Source organism: Luteibacter sp. SG786 (assembly GCF_011759605.1).
Taxonomy (GTDB): domain Bacteria; phylum Pseudomonadota; class Gammaproteobacteria; order Xanthomonadales; family Rhodanobacteraceae; genus Luteibacter.
The window spans coordinates 2202957-2217769 of the sequence record NZ_JAAOYX010000001.1 but is presented as its reverse complement, the minus strand read 5'-3'; the positions used below and the strand labels follow the sequence as shown (position 1 = coordinate 2217769).

Here is a 14813-nt window from a genome sequence, read left to right as displayed (position 1 = left end):
CTGGTCAGTCGGCGACGAAGATGACGGTGGCGAGCGGTGGCAGGCTGAGGACCAGCGAGTGCTCGAAACCATGAGCGGGGACGCCTTGCGCATGCCGCTCGCCCTCGTTGCCGATGCCGGAACCGCCGTATTCGAAAGCATCGGAGTTGATCGCCTCCCGCCAACGGCCACCCTCGGGCACGCCCACGCGGAAGCCATGGCGCACGGCAGGCGTCATGTTGCTCACGACCAGCACGGGCCGATGGCCCTCGGCGAAGCGAAGCCAGGCGAACACGCTTTGCTCGGCGTCGTCGCCGATAACCCAGCGGAAGCCACGCGGATCGGCATCCCACGCATGGAGCGCGGGCGCTTCCGCATACACCCGGTTGAGGTCCCTCACCAGCTTCTGCACGCCCAGGTGCAGCGGATGGTCGAGCAGGTCCCAGGCGATCTGCGCGTCGTGGTTCCATTCGTGCGGCTGGGCGATCTCGCCACCCGTGAACAGCAGCTTCTTACCGGGGTGCCCCCACATGAAACCGTAGTACGCCCGAAGGTTCGCGAAACGCTGCCATTCGTCGCCGGGCATGCGCCCTAGCAGGGAGCGCTTGCCGTGCACCACCTCGTCGTGCGACAGCGGCAGCACGAATTTCTCCGAGTACGCGTAGACCATGCTGAAGGTCATCTCGCCGTGGTGCCAACGGCGATGGATGGGATCGCGCGACATGTACTCGAGCGAATCATGCATCCAGCCCATGTTCCACTTGAAGGTGAAGCCCAGTCCGCCCTGCTCCACCGGCTGGGTCACGCCCGGCCAGGCGGTGGATTCCTCGGCGATGGTCATGCAGTCCGGATGGCGCTCGGCCACCAGCTGGTTCACGCGACGGAGGAACGCGATGGACTCGAGGTTTTCGCGCCCGCCGTATTTGTTCGGCACCCATTCGCCGTGCTTGCGCGAGTAGTCGCGATACAGCATGGACGCTACCGCGTCCACGCGCAGGCCGTCCACGTGGAACCGCTCCAGCCACGCCAGTGCACTGGCGATCAGGTAAGCCGATACCTCGTTGCGACCGAGGTTGAAGATCAGCGTATTCCAGTCCTGATGAAAACCCTCGCGCGGGTCGGCGTGCTCGTACAACGGCGTGCCGTCGAAGTGCGCGAGGCCGTGGATGTCGGTGGGGAAATGCGCAGGTACCCAGTCCACGATCACGCCGATGCCTGCCTCGTGGCAGCGATCGACGAAGCGGGCGAATGCATCCGGCGTGCCGAATCGCGACGTCGGCGCGAACTGGCCCAGGGGCTGGTAACCCCACGAGCCTCCGAACGGGTGTTCCGAGATCGGCAGCAGCTCGATGTGGCTGAAACCCATGCCCGCGACATAGGGAATGAGGCGCTCGCCCAGCTCGTCCCAATGCAGTTCGCGTCCGTCCTTCCCGCGCAGCCAGGAACCGGCGTGCAGCTCGTAGATGGAGATCGGCGAGCCGGCATGATGGAGCGCGCCACGGCGCCGCAGCCAGTCGTCGTCCGTCCAGTGGAAGGCGGAAGGATCCGCAACGATGGACGCCGTCGCCGGCGGCAGTTCCGCGGCCAGGGCGACGGGATCGGCGCGCTGCGTGAGCGAGCCGTCGGCGCCCCATATCTCGTATTTGTACCGTGCCCCTGGCAGGAGACCCGGAACGAACAGTTCCCACACGCCGGCGGGCACACGTTTGCGCATGGGGTGACGGCGTCCGTCCCAGCTGTCGAAGTCGCCGACGACGCTCACCCGCTTGGCGTTGGGTGCCCACACGGCAAAGCGCACGCCATGCACCCCGTCGACCGTGACGGGATGCGCGCCAAGGCAACGGAACAGTTCGATATGCGTGCCTTCGGAGAGTTGACGCAGATCGTCCTCGCCCAGCAACGTGCCGAACGCGTACGGGTCATGCGTATCGTGCGTGGCCATGGGCCAGTGCACGCGCAGCCGGTACGCGTCGTCGCCGTCGAGAAAACCGGCGAAGAGCCCGCCGGTGTGGATGCATTGCAGTTCGCCGATCACGCGTCCCTGCGCGTCGATGAGTTCGACGCCCCTGGCGCCTGGCTGCAAGGTGCGTACGACGCGGCGGCCTTCGACGCGATGCGGCCCCAGCAGCGCGAACGGGTCGCCGTGGCGACCTTCCACCAGCGCTTCCACCGCGGCGTCGTCTTGCAGCCCGTAGGTACGTGGATCGATCACGAAGCCTCCTCCCCTTCCACCGCCGGCTCGCCGCGTGCGATCCGCAGCAGGCCGTGCACGGGCACGTCGAGCCAGCCGGGGCGATTGGCTGCCTCGTAGCCGATCTCATACGCCGCCTTTTCGATGACGAAGAGTTCCAATACGTCGTCCAGCGCATCGGGGGCGATCCAGGGCACCGGCGCCTCGGCGAGAACGGAGCGGTAAGTGTCGAGGAACACCCGCGACGAACGCGCCCGGAATCGGGTAAGGAAGTTGCCGAAGCCTTCGTCTTCGATCGGAGCGAGGCCATCTTCGCCGCGGCGCGCCATGGCCGCCGCGTAGTCGAGCGAGCGCAGGAAACCCGCCACGTCGCGCAGGGGCGAGGTCTTGCTGCGCCGCTCCTCCAGCGACCGTGCCGGTTCGCCTTCGAAGTCGATGATGTACGCGTCGTCCTGCACCACGAGCACCTGGCCCAGGTGGAAGTCGCCGTGGGTGCGTGTGGTCAGCGCCCCACGTCCCGCCTCCGCCAACCGGGCGATGCGTTCGTCCAGCTTGCCTGCCAGGCCGCGCAGACTTTCCGCTTCGGCAGCAAGCGCTTCCGGTACGTCGGCCGTCGAATCCAGGCACATGAGGGCCTTGCCCACCTGCTCCCGAACCGCCTCGCGCCACGCCTCGGCCGTACCGCCGTCCGCCGGCGCGGGGGAGAAGGCCGGCAAGTCGCTCGGCCTGGCAAGCAAGGCGTGCAACTCGCCCAGCCGCCTGCCGACGGCGGCGGCGAACGCGTCGTAGCCGCCTTCGATCTCTGTCTTCCTTTCCTCGTCGTCGGAGTGGCTGTACTCGTCGTAACTGCGGCGCAGGAAATCGAGGGTCCAACCCCAGGCGTCGCCCTGGTTGCGCAGGAAGCCCTGCAGCACGGCCAGCGTGGTCCGCTCGCCGTGCTCGCCCACGCGCACCACTTCGCCGAGCAACGGGGCGGTGTTCGCATACCCGTTCTCGGTGAGGAAACGGCCCATTTCGACTTCCGGGTTCACGCCGGCCGATGTGCGGCGGAACAGCTTCAGCACGCCCGCATCGTGCAGAATCAAGGAACTGTTCGATTGTTCCGTGGTGAGCCAGCGGTTCTCGATATCTGGATCGAACGTGATGCCGGTGAAGGCGGCGGTGGTTTCGAAACGCACCGCACCGCCGTGCATCGGCAGTTCCGCGTTCTGACGAAGGCCGATCAGCAGACCGCTGGCGAATGCCTCCAGGGCAAAGCCGTCGGTCAGGAGCCCGATGCGTCGGCCTCGGCGAACCCGGGCCAGAGCCAGTTGCTGGGCGCGCGCGCTCGGGTTCTCGTCTTCCCAGACGATGCCGACGGGCAGGCTGTAGCGCTCTTTTCCGCCGTCGGCCAGCGTCGCCTCCACCTCGGTGAGGATCAGGTCGTCGCCGCGATCCGGCCAGGGAACCGCGTAGAGGATGCGCACCGATTCGATACCGCGGTCCTTCGCCGCGAACCACCGCCGCACGGCGAGGTAACCGGGAAGCACCTGTTTCTCGATGACGCCGCGGTGGTGCGCCATCACCGGGCCCTCCACCAGCGCACCGCGGAGCACCAGCGTTTCGTAGTCCGGCATGGGCTCAGCGGGCACCTCGTGCCAGGACGGCATCTGCGCGTTCGGACAGATCTGGAACGCATAGAAACCATACGGCGGCACCGTCAACAGGTACGGCAGCTGGCCAATGGGCGGGAACGAGGAGCCACCCATGATCTCGATGGGCACCTGCCCGTCGAATGCGCCGAGGTCGAGCTCCACCGCTTGCAACGAACGGGACATGTTCGCCACGCAAAGCACGTGCTCGCCCTCGTATTCGCGCAGGTAAGCGAGCACCTTGCGATTGCCCGGATAGAGGAACTTCAACGTGCCGCGCCCGAAGGCCTTGTAGCGCTTGCGCACGGCGAGCATGCGGCGCGTCCAGTTGAGCAGCGAGTGCGGATCGCGCGCCTGGGCCTCGACGTTGATCGCCTGGAAACCGTAGAGCGGATCCATGATCGGCGGCAGCACGAGGCTGGCCGGATCGGCGCGGGAGAATCCGCCGTTGCGGTCCACCGACCACTGCATTGGCGTGCGCACGCCGTCGCGATCGCCCAGGTGGATGTTGTCGCCCATGCCGATCTCGTCGCCGTAGTACAGCACCGGCGTGCCTGGCATCGACAGCAACAAGGCGTTCATGAGTTCGATGCGGCGGCGGTCGCGCTCGAGCAGCGGCGCAAGGCGACGCCGGATGCCGAGATTGATGCGTGCGCGTCGGTCGGCGGCATAGGTCTGCCACAGGTAGTCGCGCTCGTTGTCGGTGACCATTTCGAGGGTCAGCTCGTCATGGTTGCGCAGGAAGATCGCCCACTGGCAGTTGTCCGGAATCGCCGGCGTCTGCCGCATGATGTCCGTGATGGGGAAACGGTCCTCGCGCGCGATGGCCATGTACATGCGCGGCATCAGCGGGAAGTGGAAGGCCATGTGGCATTCGTCGCCGTTGCCGAAGTAGTCCTGCGTGTCTTCCGGCCACTGGTTGGCCTCGGCCAGGAGCATGCGGTCCGGATAGTGCTGGTCGATCTCCGCGCGCATGAGCTTCAGGATCGCGTGCGTCTCCGGCAGGTTCTCGTTGTTCGTGCCCTCGCGCTCGATGAGGTACGGCACCGCGTCCAGGCGCAGGCCGTCCACCCCCATGTCGAGCCAGAAGCGCATCACGTCCAGCACCGCCTTCAGCACCGCCGGATTGTCGAAGTTGAGATCGGGCTGGTGCGAGAAGAAGCGATGCCAGAAGTACTGGCCGGCCACCGGGTCCCACGTCCAGTTCGACTTCTCCGTGTCGAGGAAGATGATGCGCGTGCCGTCGTATGCCTGATCGGTGTCGGACCAGACATAGAAGTTGCGGGCCGCGGAACCTTTCTTGGCGTGCCGCGCACGCTGGAACCACGGGTGCTGATCCGAGGTGTGGTTGATCACCAGCTCGGTGATGACACGCAAGCCACGAGCGTGCGCCTCGGCGATGAAGCGCCGGGCGTCCGCCAGCTTGCCGTAATCGGGGTGCACCGCCTTGTACTCGGCGATGTCGTAGCCGTCGTCCCGGCGCGGGCTGGGATAGAACGGCAGCAGCCACAGCGTGTTCACGCCGAGTTCGGCGATGTAATCGAGCTTGTCGATCAGTCCTTGAAAATCGCCCACGCCATCGTCGTTCGAATCGAAGTACGACTTCAGATGCACCTGATAGATGATCGCGTCCTTGTACCAGAGCGGATCGCTCGAGAAGTCGGGGGCGACCGCTTTCTTCTTTCCCTTGCTTCGGGTTGCCATGGATCAGACTCCGGGAAGCCGCACGTGCCACACCGCATACGGCTGGCCGAGGCCAAGCCATACGTGCTGTGTCGTGCCGCGCCAGCTTAAAGATTGGTCGTGCAGGAGGTCCTGGACGTCGAGGGTAGCGTCTGCGGAAAGTCCCCAGTCGACGAGCGGCAGGGACAGGTCGGCCGCCTGCGCGTTATGCGGGTCCATGCTGATCGCCACGAGGACGAGATCGTCGCCCGCGCGTTTTTCGAAGAACAGGACCTGGTCGTTGTTCGCCGGCAGGAAGCGCACGCCAAGGTGCGACTGCAGGGCGGGATGCGCTCTGCGGATGTGGTTCAGCCGCGTGATCTCGGCCACGATGTTTCCGGGCGCGTCGAAGTCGCGCACGCGGATCTCGTATTTCTCGGAATCCAGATATTCCTCTTTTCCGGGCATGGGCGCGGACTCGCAGATCTCGAACCCCGAGTACATGCCCCACAAGCCGGAAAGCGTGGTGGCCAGCGCCGCACGAATGAGGAACCCCGGCCGCCCCGAGGTCTGCAGGAAATACGGATTGATGTCGGGCGTATTGACGAAGAAATTCGGACGGAAGAACTCCTTCGGTGCCGTGGTGGTCAGCTCGGTCAGGTAGTCGATGAATTCCTGTTTCGAGTTTCGCCAGGTGAAGTACGTGTACGACTGGCTGAATCCGACTTTCGCCAGGCGATACATCGGTTTCGGCCGCGTGAATGCCTCGGACAGGAACAGCGCATCCGGGTACTTGGCGCGCACCCGGGCGATCATCCACTCCCAGAATGGGAACGGCTTGGTGTGCGGGTTGTCGACGCGGAACGTGCGCACGCCCTCGCCCGCCCAGAACAGCACCACGTCGCACAATGCCTGCCACAGCGACGGCACGGCGCCGTCGGCGTAGAAATCGACATTGACGATGTCCTGGTACTTCTTCGGAGGATTCTCGGCATATTTGATGCTGCCGTCCGGCCGCCAGTCGAACCATTCCGGGTGCTCCTTCAACCACGGATGGTCCGGGGAACACTGGATGGCGAAATCGAGGGCCAGTTCCAGTCCGTGTTCGTGCGCGGCGTCGCGCAGCGCTCGGAAGTCGTCCAGCGTGCCGAGCTGCGGATGGATGGCGGTGTGCCCGCCATCGGGGGAACCGATGGCGTAGGGGCTGCCGGGGTCGTCCGGGCCCGGCGTGAGGGTGTTGTTCGGCCCCTTCCGGAACGCCTTGCCGATCGGATGGATCGGCGGGAAGTACAGCACGTCGAAACCCATGTCGCGAATCGCCGGCAGGCGCGCAATCGTGTTCCGGAAGGTGCCGTGCTCCGCCTTCGATGCGGTCATGGAACGGGGGAAAAGTTCGTACCAGCTGGCGAAGGTAGCCTCGCGCCGATCCACCTCGAGGGGAAACACAGGCGTGGTGCTGGATTGCTCGCGCGGGTCGGTTGCCGTCATGAGTGCGAGCGTGCTTTCGGCCAGCAACAGTTCCAGCCGCTCGTCGCCTTCGCTCTTCGCCACCGCGGCGGCGAGATTGCGCAGTGCCTTCGCCTTGGGACCCGTGGCACCGGCTGCCCGCTTTTCGACCAGCAACCTGCCCTCTTCCAGTTCCAGTGCGAGGGGTACATTCGCGGCGTGCTTTACCTCGATCTCGTGGCGGTAGGTGGCGAAAGGATCGCGCCACGCCTCGACCTGGAATTCGTAACGGCCGATGCGCGTCGGCGTGAAAGACGCCGTGTGGATATCGTTGTTCACGAGGACCATGGGGGCCTCGCGCCACGCTTTCTCGTCCGCCGCCCGATAGCGCAGGCGGGCTGCGAGCACGTCGTGGCCGTCCATGAACACATCGGCCGTGACCGTCACCGCCTGGCCGACGATGCGTTTGGCGGGAAAGCGGCCGCCGTCGACGGTCGGCTGCACCGCCTCGATCATGACGCGTGGAGCGCGCACCGCCTCCTGCAGCCACTCTTTCTGCGCCCCGGCGGCCAGCTTGCGCTTGATGGGAATGGACGGCGTGCCGCGCAGGGTCAGCACCTCGCCGGGGGACAGCGTGACGCCCTCTCCCTGGTCGAAGACCTTGCGGCCGTCAGGTGTAGTCCAGGGCGCGAAGTGCGTGGCGGCACCGATCAAGGCATCCGCCGCCTCAACCGCCACCTCGCGGTCCAGCGAGGCATTCACCAGGGTGAGCGTCGCGCCCGGCGACGTGCGCGGGTCCGCCGCGTCCAGGGTGAGGAAGGTCGCGATGCCACCGCGAACGACCACCTGCGGGCGCGCGCCCACTGTCGCGCCGACGGCCGCATTGGCCGCCCTCACGGTCGCGGATAGGTCCAGGACACCGTCCTTCGCCAGCGCGGACGGCGTGAGTGCGCTGCCCCGGCGCGGATCGAGCGCATCGTGCACCGCGTACTCGAAGCCCATCGGCATCATCCAGCCTGCGGGAGACGTCGCGCTGAATGCGGCGGCGCGCCCGTAGGCATGCTCCAACTGGTTTTCCTCACCGAGTTCATCCCCGAGCCGCTTCGCGAACGGTTCTTCCACGCACGCCAGCGCGGGGGCCAGCGCGGCCAGACGCTCCGCTTCCTGGGCAAACCAGGGGGCGCGGAAATCCCACCAGTTGGCGGACGACACGACGGCGTCGAATCCGGCGCCCTCGAGGGCCGTCAATTCGTCGGGGGTAAGACCCGGCGTCCACGCCAGGAAGGACGCACGCGGCGCGCTCGTGCGAACGGCGTCGATCAGCGTTTTCCATGCGGTGGCGCGCAGCCGCTGCGGGTGAACCACGCGAAAACCCGACACCCCCGCCGTGATCCACTGGCGCAGGCGCTCGGCCCACCATGTGCCGGCGGCCTCGGCCACGTCCGGATCGTTCAGGCGCCAACGCACGCTGTCGCTCTCGCTGGGGGTCCAGCGCGGGTCCGGCGTGCCATGCTGCGCCGCCACCGCGCGGAACCATTCCGGGTGCTCCGCACGCAACGGGGCGTCGGACGAGAGTTCGTCGAGCGGAAGATCCAGCCACAGTTCCAGGTCGTGCGCCCTGCATGCTTTCGCAACCTGGGCAAGGCGCGTCGTCGCATCGCCGTCGCCAAGCGCGGGGTTCATGCGGTCGAAATCCCGCGTGACGAACACGTCCCCGCAAGGCGACGCTTCAAAGGGTGGCGCGACAAGTAGCTGGCGGAACCCGAGGCCGGCCGCATGTTCGATCCATGCGTTCCAGGCGGTCAGCGGCCCCGCGAGAAGGGGATGCAGGTAATAGATACGAAAGGGCGCGCTGTGGCTGGCCTGCATGTGACTCGCGTTCCTCGGGAATGGACACAAGCATGCCGGGCCGGATGTATGCATCGTGCCAATGACCCGGGCACGCGAAGGCCATGACAGTGACGCATCCGGGCGTTGCGGGAGTGTGAATGCGGGACGGTATCGTCGTCCCTGCGAAAGCAGGGACCCAGGGCCTTGGTCTCCGGTCAAGCGGTGAGGCGCTGGATTCCTGCTTTCGCAGGAATGACGGAGGGGCAGGAATGACGGAGGGGCAAACCTCAGACCGAACGCATTGCCTCGGCGATGGCCTGCTCGTTGTCTCCGGGGTGCTGACTCAATAGGCGTGCCGCGCCCTCGCGATCTTCGGCGGGGCGGTTTTGCCCGAGCTTCCATTTGCCTTCGATACGGGCAATGGGAATGCGGATGCCGACGATGCCCCGCAGCATCGGCGCCACATAGTCCGCCGGGGCGTCGCTCAGCTTCCATGGCTGCGCCTGACCGGTGTCGTGCTCGGACTGGTCGGTCAGGCGCGACAGCAGGTCCAGGAGGCGGTCCGGGTCGGTGAACGTCTCAGCCGTACCGTACGCGTGCACGGCGATGTAGTTCCAGGTGGGCACTTCGCGATGGTGCGTGGCCTTGCCGGGATAGCCATTCGGCGAGATGTACGCGTGAGGCCCGGTGAAAATCGAAAGGATCTCGCCCGGATGCCGCGCGATGTGGTCGTTGCCGCGCGCCACGTGAGCGTAGAGGGTGCCCATGGGGCCTTCGTCGCGGGCCAGCACGAACGGAACGTGCGTGGCCTCGATGCCGCCCTCGCCCGCCGTCACCAGCGTGCCGAACGCGTTCGCCCGGATGGCGTCGTGCAGGACCGGCAGGCGCGACTCGACGAAATCCCTCGGCGTATACATCGCCTTACTGCCCGAATTTGATCTCTTCGCCTTCGTGCCCGCGGTCCCAGCCGCGAAGCTCGTCGCGAATGTGCGCGATGCGCTGGCGACCGAGCGCGTTGCGCTCCTCGTCCAGAACGAGGCCATCAAGCAGTTCGGCCAGGCGCTGTGCGGTGGGCAGCATGGCGTCCCAGGCGTCCAGCGCGGGAACCGGCCCCGGCAGCGCCATGAAGAAGGAAAGACCGGGGGTCTGCAACGTGGCGATGCGGGCCATGTCGAAATTGCCCGGCTTCACGAGGTTGGCCACGCTGAAGATCGGCCCCTGCTCCGGGTGGCCGTCCACCAGGCGGTGGTAGATGCCCATGTCGCCGAATTCGAGACCGGCCTTCTCGGCCGCCACCACCAGGTCGCTGCCGTTGAACTTGCTGCCCTCGCGGGCGACGACGTAGAGGCTGACGATGCGTTCGACCGGGGCATTGGCCGGTCGGCGGCCAAGGTCGGAACGGGGCGGCGTCCTTGGCGGCGGCGGCGGAGCAGGCGCGGGTGCGGGTGCGGGTGCGGGCGCAGGAGCCTGTGCGGCGGCCACTGGTTCGTCCACCTCGAAGGGAAGGTCCAGACGGGGGTCGACACGGCCCGTGCGCGCCTCGGGTTCGTCCGGCAGAACGGGCGCGGCCGAAGCGGTGCGCTCGCCGGCGAGCGAGGCGCCCAGGCGTTCGAGTTCCGCGCGCAGGTCGACGTCGAGTTCCCCCTGGGCAGGCCGGGGATTGAAAAGCGGATCGTTGGCGTCGTCGTCTTCGCGCGCGCGGAACGACGTCAGCCCTTCCTCGTCGGCATCGCTTTCCGCCTCGTCGCCGAACACCGGTTCGCGCCGCTCGCGGGCGCGCTCCGTCTGCTCCGGCATGGGCTTGCGCCGCCCCTGCTCCTTGCGCGGCTGCCCGAACAGCCAGAGCAGCACGAGCACGACGATGCCGACGAACAGCATCGGGATGCCTACCGCGGGATTCCAGGCGAGGCCGATGGCGGGATTCATGGGTACGATTCCTTAGGTAATGCTCAGGCGACGCCGGCGAGTTTCGAGGCCTCGGCCAGATCGACCTGGACGAGACGCGAGACGCCCGGTTCGCGCATGGTAACGCCGCAGAGCTGGTGCGCGGCTTCCATCGTGGCCTTGTTGTGGCTCACGAAGATGAACTGCACCTTCTCGCTCATCTCGCGCACCATGGCGGAGAAGCGGCCCACGTTGGCCTCGTCGAGCGGTGCGTCCACTTCGTCCAGCAGGCAGAACGGCGCCGGGTTGAGACCGAAGATGGCGAACACCAGCGATACGGCGGTGAGCGCTTTCTCGCCGCCCGACAGCAAGGTGATGTTGGACACGCGCTTGCCCGGCGGACGGGCCATGATCGCCACGCCGGTATCGAGCAGGTCTTCGCCGGTGAGTTCCAGGTAGGCATGGCCGCCACCGAACAGGCGCGGGAACAGTTCCTGCACGCCTGCGTTCACGCGGTCGAACGTTTCCTTGAAACGCTGCCGGGTCTCGCGATCGATCTTCTTGATCGCGCCTTCCAGGGTTTCCAGCGCGCCGGCGAGATCGGTGAGCTGCGCGTCGAGGTATTCCTTGCGCTGCGACTGCTCGGCGTGCTCCTGAATGGCGGCGAGGTTCACGGGCTCCAACCGGGCGATCTTCTGCGAGAGGTCGACAAGCTGCTGCTGCCAGCGTTCCGGCTCGGCGTCTTCGGGCAGTTCGGACAGCAGGGCTTCGAGTTCCAGGCCCGACGCGACGATGGCCTGCGCCAGCTGTTCCGCGCGCAATTGCAGGGCCTGGGCCGCGAGGCGCTTCTCCGAAACGCTCTCGCGCACCTGGTTGAGCACGTGCTCGATGCGCTGGCGGTCCTGCTCCAGCTTGCGGAACTCCGCGTCGCAATCCTCGAGCGCGCGGCGCGCCTCCACGAGTTGCCGGTCGACCAGCAGTCGCTGGTCGAGGTAGGTCTGCCGTTCGGCTTCCAGTTCGGCGATGGGGTCGGAACCCGCCGCGAGCTGCTGATCGATCTCGTCGCGGCGCGCCACCACCTGCCGCAGCTGCGTGTCCAGGCGCGCCAGCGCCTGTTCCAGCGAGGCAAGCGCGGCACGCTTGGATTCCATGCCCAGCGCAAGCTGGTGCGCCTGATCGGCGGCCTCGCGCGCGTTGATGCGGGCTTCCTCGCGCGCCTCGAGCAGTTCGCGGCGTTCGTTCTCCAGCCCGCGGCGCTCGTCTTCGCGATCGCCCATATGCCCCACGGCCTCGTCGAGGCGCGCGCGGGCTTCGCGCGTCTGGCCTTCCAGTTCGTCGAGCTGGTCGACGATCGTGGAGATTTCGCCACCGACCTTTTCGGCGCGCGCGCGTGCCGTTTCCATCTTGCCGCGGTGGCTCTGCAGCTGTCCCGCGAGTTCCGACAGGCGGCGATGCGCCGCATAGAGGTCGCGCTGCGCATCGTCGCGCTGGCGTTCCGTTTCGAACTTGCGCGTGCGCAGACCTTCCAGTTGCTCCGTGCGTTCCTCGATGGCGGCTTCGAGCGTTTCGATCTGCTCGTTGAGCTGGCGCAGGTCGCGTTCGCGGGCCAGCACACCCACCTGGTTGCCGGAGGCGCGACGAATGCGGACCCAACCCGGGCCCATCCAGGCGCCGTCGCGGGTGATCACGGATTGATGGGCGGCCAGCGAGCCCACGCGGGCCGCGCCTTCTTCCACCGAATCCACCACGAAGATGTTGCCCAGCAGATTCACGGCCGCAAGCGGACCACGCACGTAGGCGGCCAGCGTACCCGGGCTGCCGGGACCGCCCGTCGCACCGGCGAACAGGGCCACATCGGCCTCGCCCAGCGAGGCGAACTCGCCGGCGAGGGCGTCCGGGGCCTCGACCAGCACGCCGTCGAGCACGCCTGCGAGCACCGTTTCCACGGCCGATTCGTAACCGGCGTCGACCTGCAGCGATTCGCCGAGGCGGCGGGAACGGTCCAGCCCCAGCCGCGCGAGCCAGCCGGTCGCCGCGGACTCTTCCTGGCCGAGCGCTGCCGTTTGCAGCGCTTCGAGGGAAGCCTGACGGCCACGGGCGGTCTGCAACTGCTGGCGGGCGTCGTTCAGTGCCGACTGCACCTGGCGCTCTTCCTCGAGGGCACCCTCGTAGGCCGCCTTGTGCTGATCGAGCACGCCGCCAAGGTGTTCGACGCGCTCGCGCTGGGTTTCGTGTTCGGTGTCGAGTTGTTCGGCCGCGGCGTCGAGCGCGGCGACATCGGTAGCGCGCTGTTCGGCTTCCAGTGCCTCGCGGCGGCGGGAGAGGTCCACGGACTGGCGATCGAGGTAGGCGAGCTTCGTGCGCTCCACCTCGGCGGCGCGGCTGGACTCGGAGGCGCCGCGGGTATGCGCGTCCCAACGCTGCTGCCAGTCGGCCAGGCGGGCTTCGGTGGCGCGCTGCGCCTCGCCGGTTTCCTCCTGGATCTGCTGCAGGGCCTCCAGCTTGGGCTCGCCTTCGGCAAGTGCCATGCGCAAGGTCTCGACCTGTTCGCGGTCGGCCGCGATGTGGCCTTGCAGTTCCTCGTGCTCGCGCTCGGCATCGGCGCGGGAACGGGTCAGGCGTTCGCTCAGGTCGCGGTTGTGCCGCACCTGCTGTTCCACGCGGGCAATCTCGGCGCCTACCTTGTAGACCTCGGCCTGCACCTGATTCAAATGTTCACTGGCGCCGTGGTGGCGCTCGCGCACGCTTTCCAGCTGCGCCTCGACCTGCCGCTGCGACGCGAGATGCTTTTCGATTTCCAGTTCGGCTTCGCGCAGGCCGGAACCCTCGCCCTCGTGCTGGCGGTGCAGGCTTCTGTATTCGAGCGCACGCAGTTCCGCTTCGCGTCGCGTGTGTTCTTCCTTGAAGGCCTTCCAGCGTTCGGCGGCGCGGGCCTGGCGATTCAGGTGTTCCAGCTGTTTTTCCACCTCGTCGCGCACGTCGCGCACGCGGTCGAGGTTCTCGCGGGTGGACTTGATGCGGCTCTCGGTTTCCTTGCGGCGCTCCTTGTACTTGGAGATGCCCGCGGCTTCCTCCAGGTGCATGCGCAGTTCCTCGGGTGCCGCCTCGATGATCTGGCTGATCATGCCCTGCTCGATGATCGAGTAGGAACGCGGGCCCAGGCCGGTGCCGAGGAAAAGATCGGTGATGTCGCGGCGGCGGCAGCGCGCGCCATTGAGGAAGTAGGCCGACTGGCCGTCACGGCTCACCACGCGCTTCACCGAGATCTCGGCGAAGCTGGCGTATTCGCCCTGGATGGTGCCGTCGCCGTTGTCGAAGATGAGCTCGACCGCCGCCTGACCCACGGGCTTGCGCGCGCTGGACCCGGAGAAGATGACGTCGGTGAGGGAGTCGCCACGAAGGCGGCTGGCCGCCGACTCGCCCATGACCCAGCGGATCGCGTCGATGATGTTCGACTTGCCGCAGCCATTCGGGCCGACGACGCCGGTCATGTTGGTGGGCAGGTGCAGCGTGGTGGGATCGACGAAGGACTTGAATCCCGCCAGCTTGATCGTGGTCAGACGCATTATGGTTTCCGTTGGGACGCGGCGGTGGGCCCCGCTCGGGGGCCTCCCCCCGGCTGATCGACCACTTTGCCAAACGGGGGCGAGGCGCGCAATACGCGAGGTTACACGAGAAAGCGGCTGTAACCTATTGAAATGTTGGAGCGAGGCCGCGTTTCCGGTGCGTTCTTCTGGCAGACAGGCGGCGGGGGACCTTTGCTTATGGCCTCAGAAGAACCTGCTTCGCTATTTCTCGGAGGCGATCTGACGCCGTTTTTGCGGAGTGTCTCGCTTCGTAGGGTGGGCTCGCCTGTTTGGCCTCGCGCTCGGCGCTCGTACGTGGTCGGGAAGCCAGTACCCGCTCCCCTCGCCGCGAAGGCTTACGTCGTTCCTTGCGAAAGGAGAGCCGCTGCGCGGCTCGTGTCTGATGGCTTCGCCGCGGCGGACCCGGGCGACCGGGCGGGGGTCTTCGACTCGGCCTCCGTGCCTCGGCGAAGACGGCGGGCCGTCCAGGCCCACCCCCTTCGGGCCTCTTCCGCCCGGCCACCCTCGACTCCAGACATCGCGGCGAGGGGAACGGGTACTGGCGACGGACGGTGCCGGTTCCTGTTGGGAGAGCGAAGCGCGAGTCGATGGTTTGCTTTCGTC

At 67.0% G+C, this 14813-nt stretch carries 6 protein-coding genes; all 6 read right to left on the bottom strand.

What is annotated here, in order from left to right:
* Window positions 1-4 precede the first annotated feature (4 nt).
* The 6 genes from glgB to smc all read right to left on the bottom strand — a co-directional run bounded on the left by glgB (window position 5) and on the right by smc (window position 14189).
* On the bottom strand, window positions 5-2188 hold the full coding sequence (gene glgB / locus FHS47_RS10170) for a 1,4-alpha-glucan branching protein GlgB (RefSeq protein ID WP_343203524.1): 2184 nt from the start codon (window positions 2186-2188) through the stop codon (window positions 5-7).
* Window positions 2188-5505, bottom strand: a complete 3318-nt coding sequence (gene treS / locus FHS47_RS10165; protein WP_167026491.1) for a maltose alpha-D-glucosyltransferase — start codon at window positions 5503-5505, stop codon at window positions 2188-2190. Before treS ends, glgB begins: the two co-directional genes overlap by 1 nt.
* Before the next feature lie 3 nt (window positions 5506-5508).
* Window positions 5509-8778 carry a maltotransferase domain-containing protein gene (locus tag FHS47_RS10160; RefSeq protein WP_167026488.1) on the bottom strand — a complete coding sequence of 1090 codons (3270 nt, stop codon included), beginning with the start codon at window positions 8776-8778 and terminating at the stop codon, window positions 5509-5511.
* Between the two features lie 248 nt (window positions 8779-9026).
* Window positions 9027-9656 (bottom strand): FMN-binding negative transcriptional regulator, encoded by a 630-nt coding sequence (locus FHS47_RS10155; RefSeq protein ID WP_167026485.1) that lies wholly within the window; start codon window positions 9654-9656, stop codon window positions 9027-9029.
* A 4-nt stretch (window positions 9657-9660) separates the two neighbouring features.
* Window positions 9661-10665, bottom strand: coding sequence for a cell division protein ZipA (gene zipA / locus FHS47_RS10150; RefSeq protein ID WP_167026482.1), 1005 nt, complete (start codon window positions 10663-10665; stop codon window positions 9661-9663).
* A gap of 23 nt (window positions 10666-10688) precedes the next feature.
* Complete coding sequence (smc, locus tag FHS47_RS10145) at window positions 10689-14189, bottom strand: chromosome segregation protein SMC (protein WP_167026479.1); 3501 nt, start codon at window positions 14187-14189, stop codon at window positions 10689-10691.
* Between the last annotated feature and the right edge of the window lie 624 nt (window positions 14190-14813).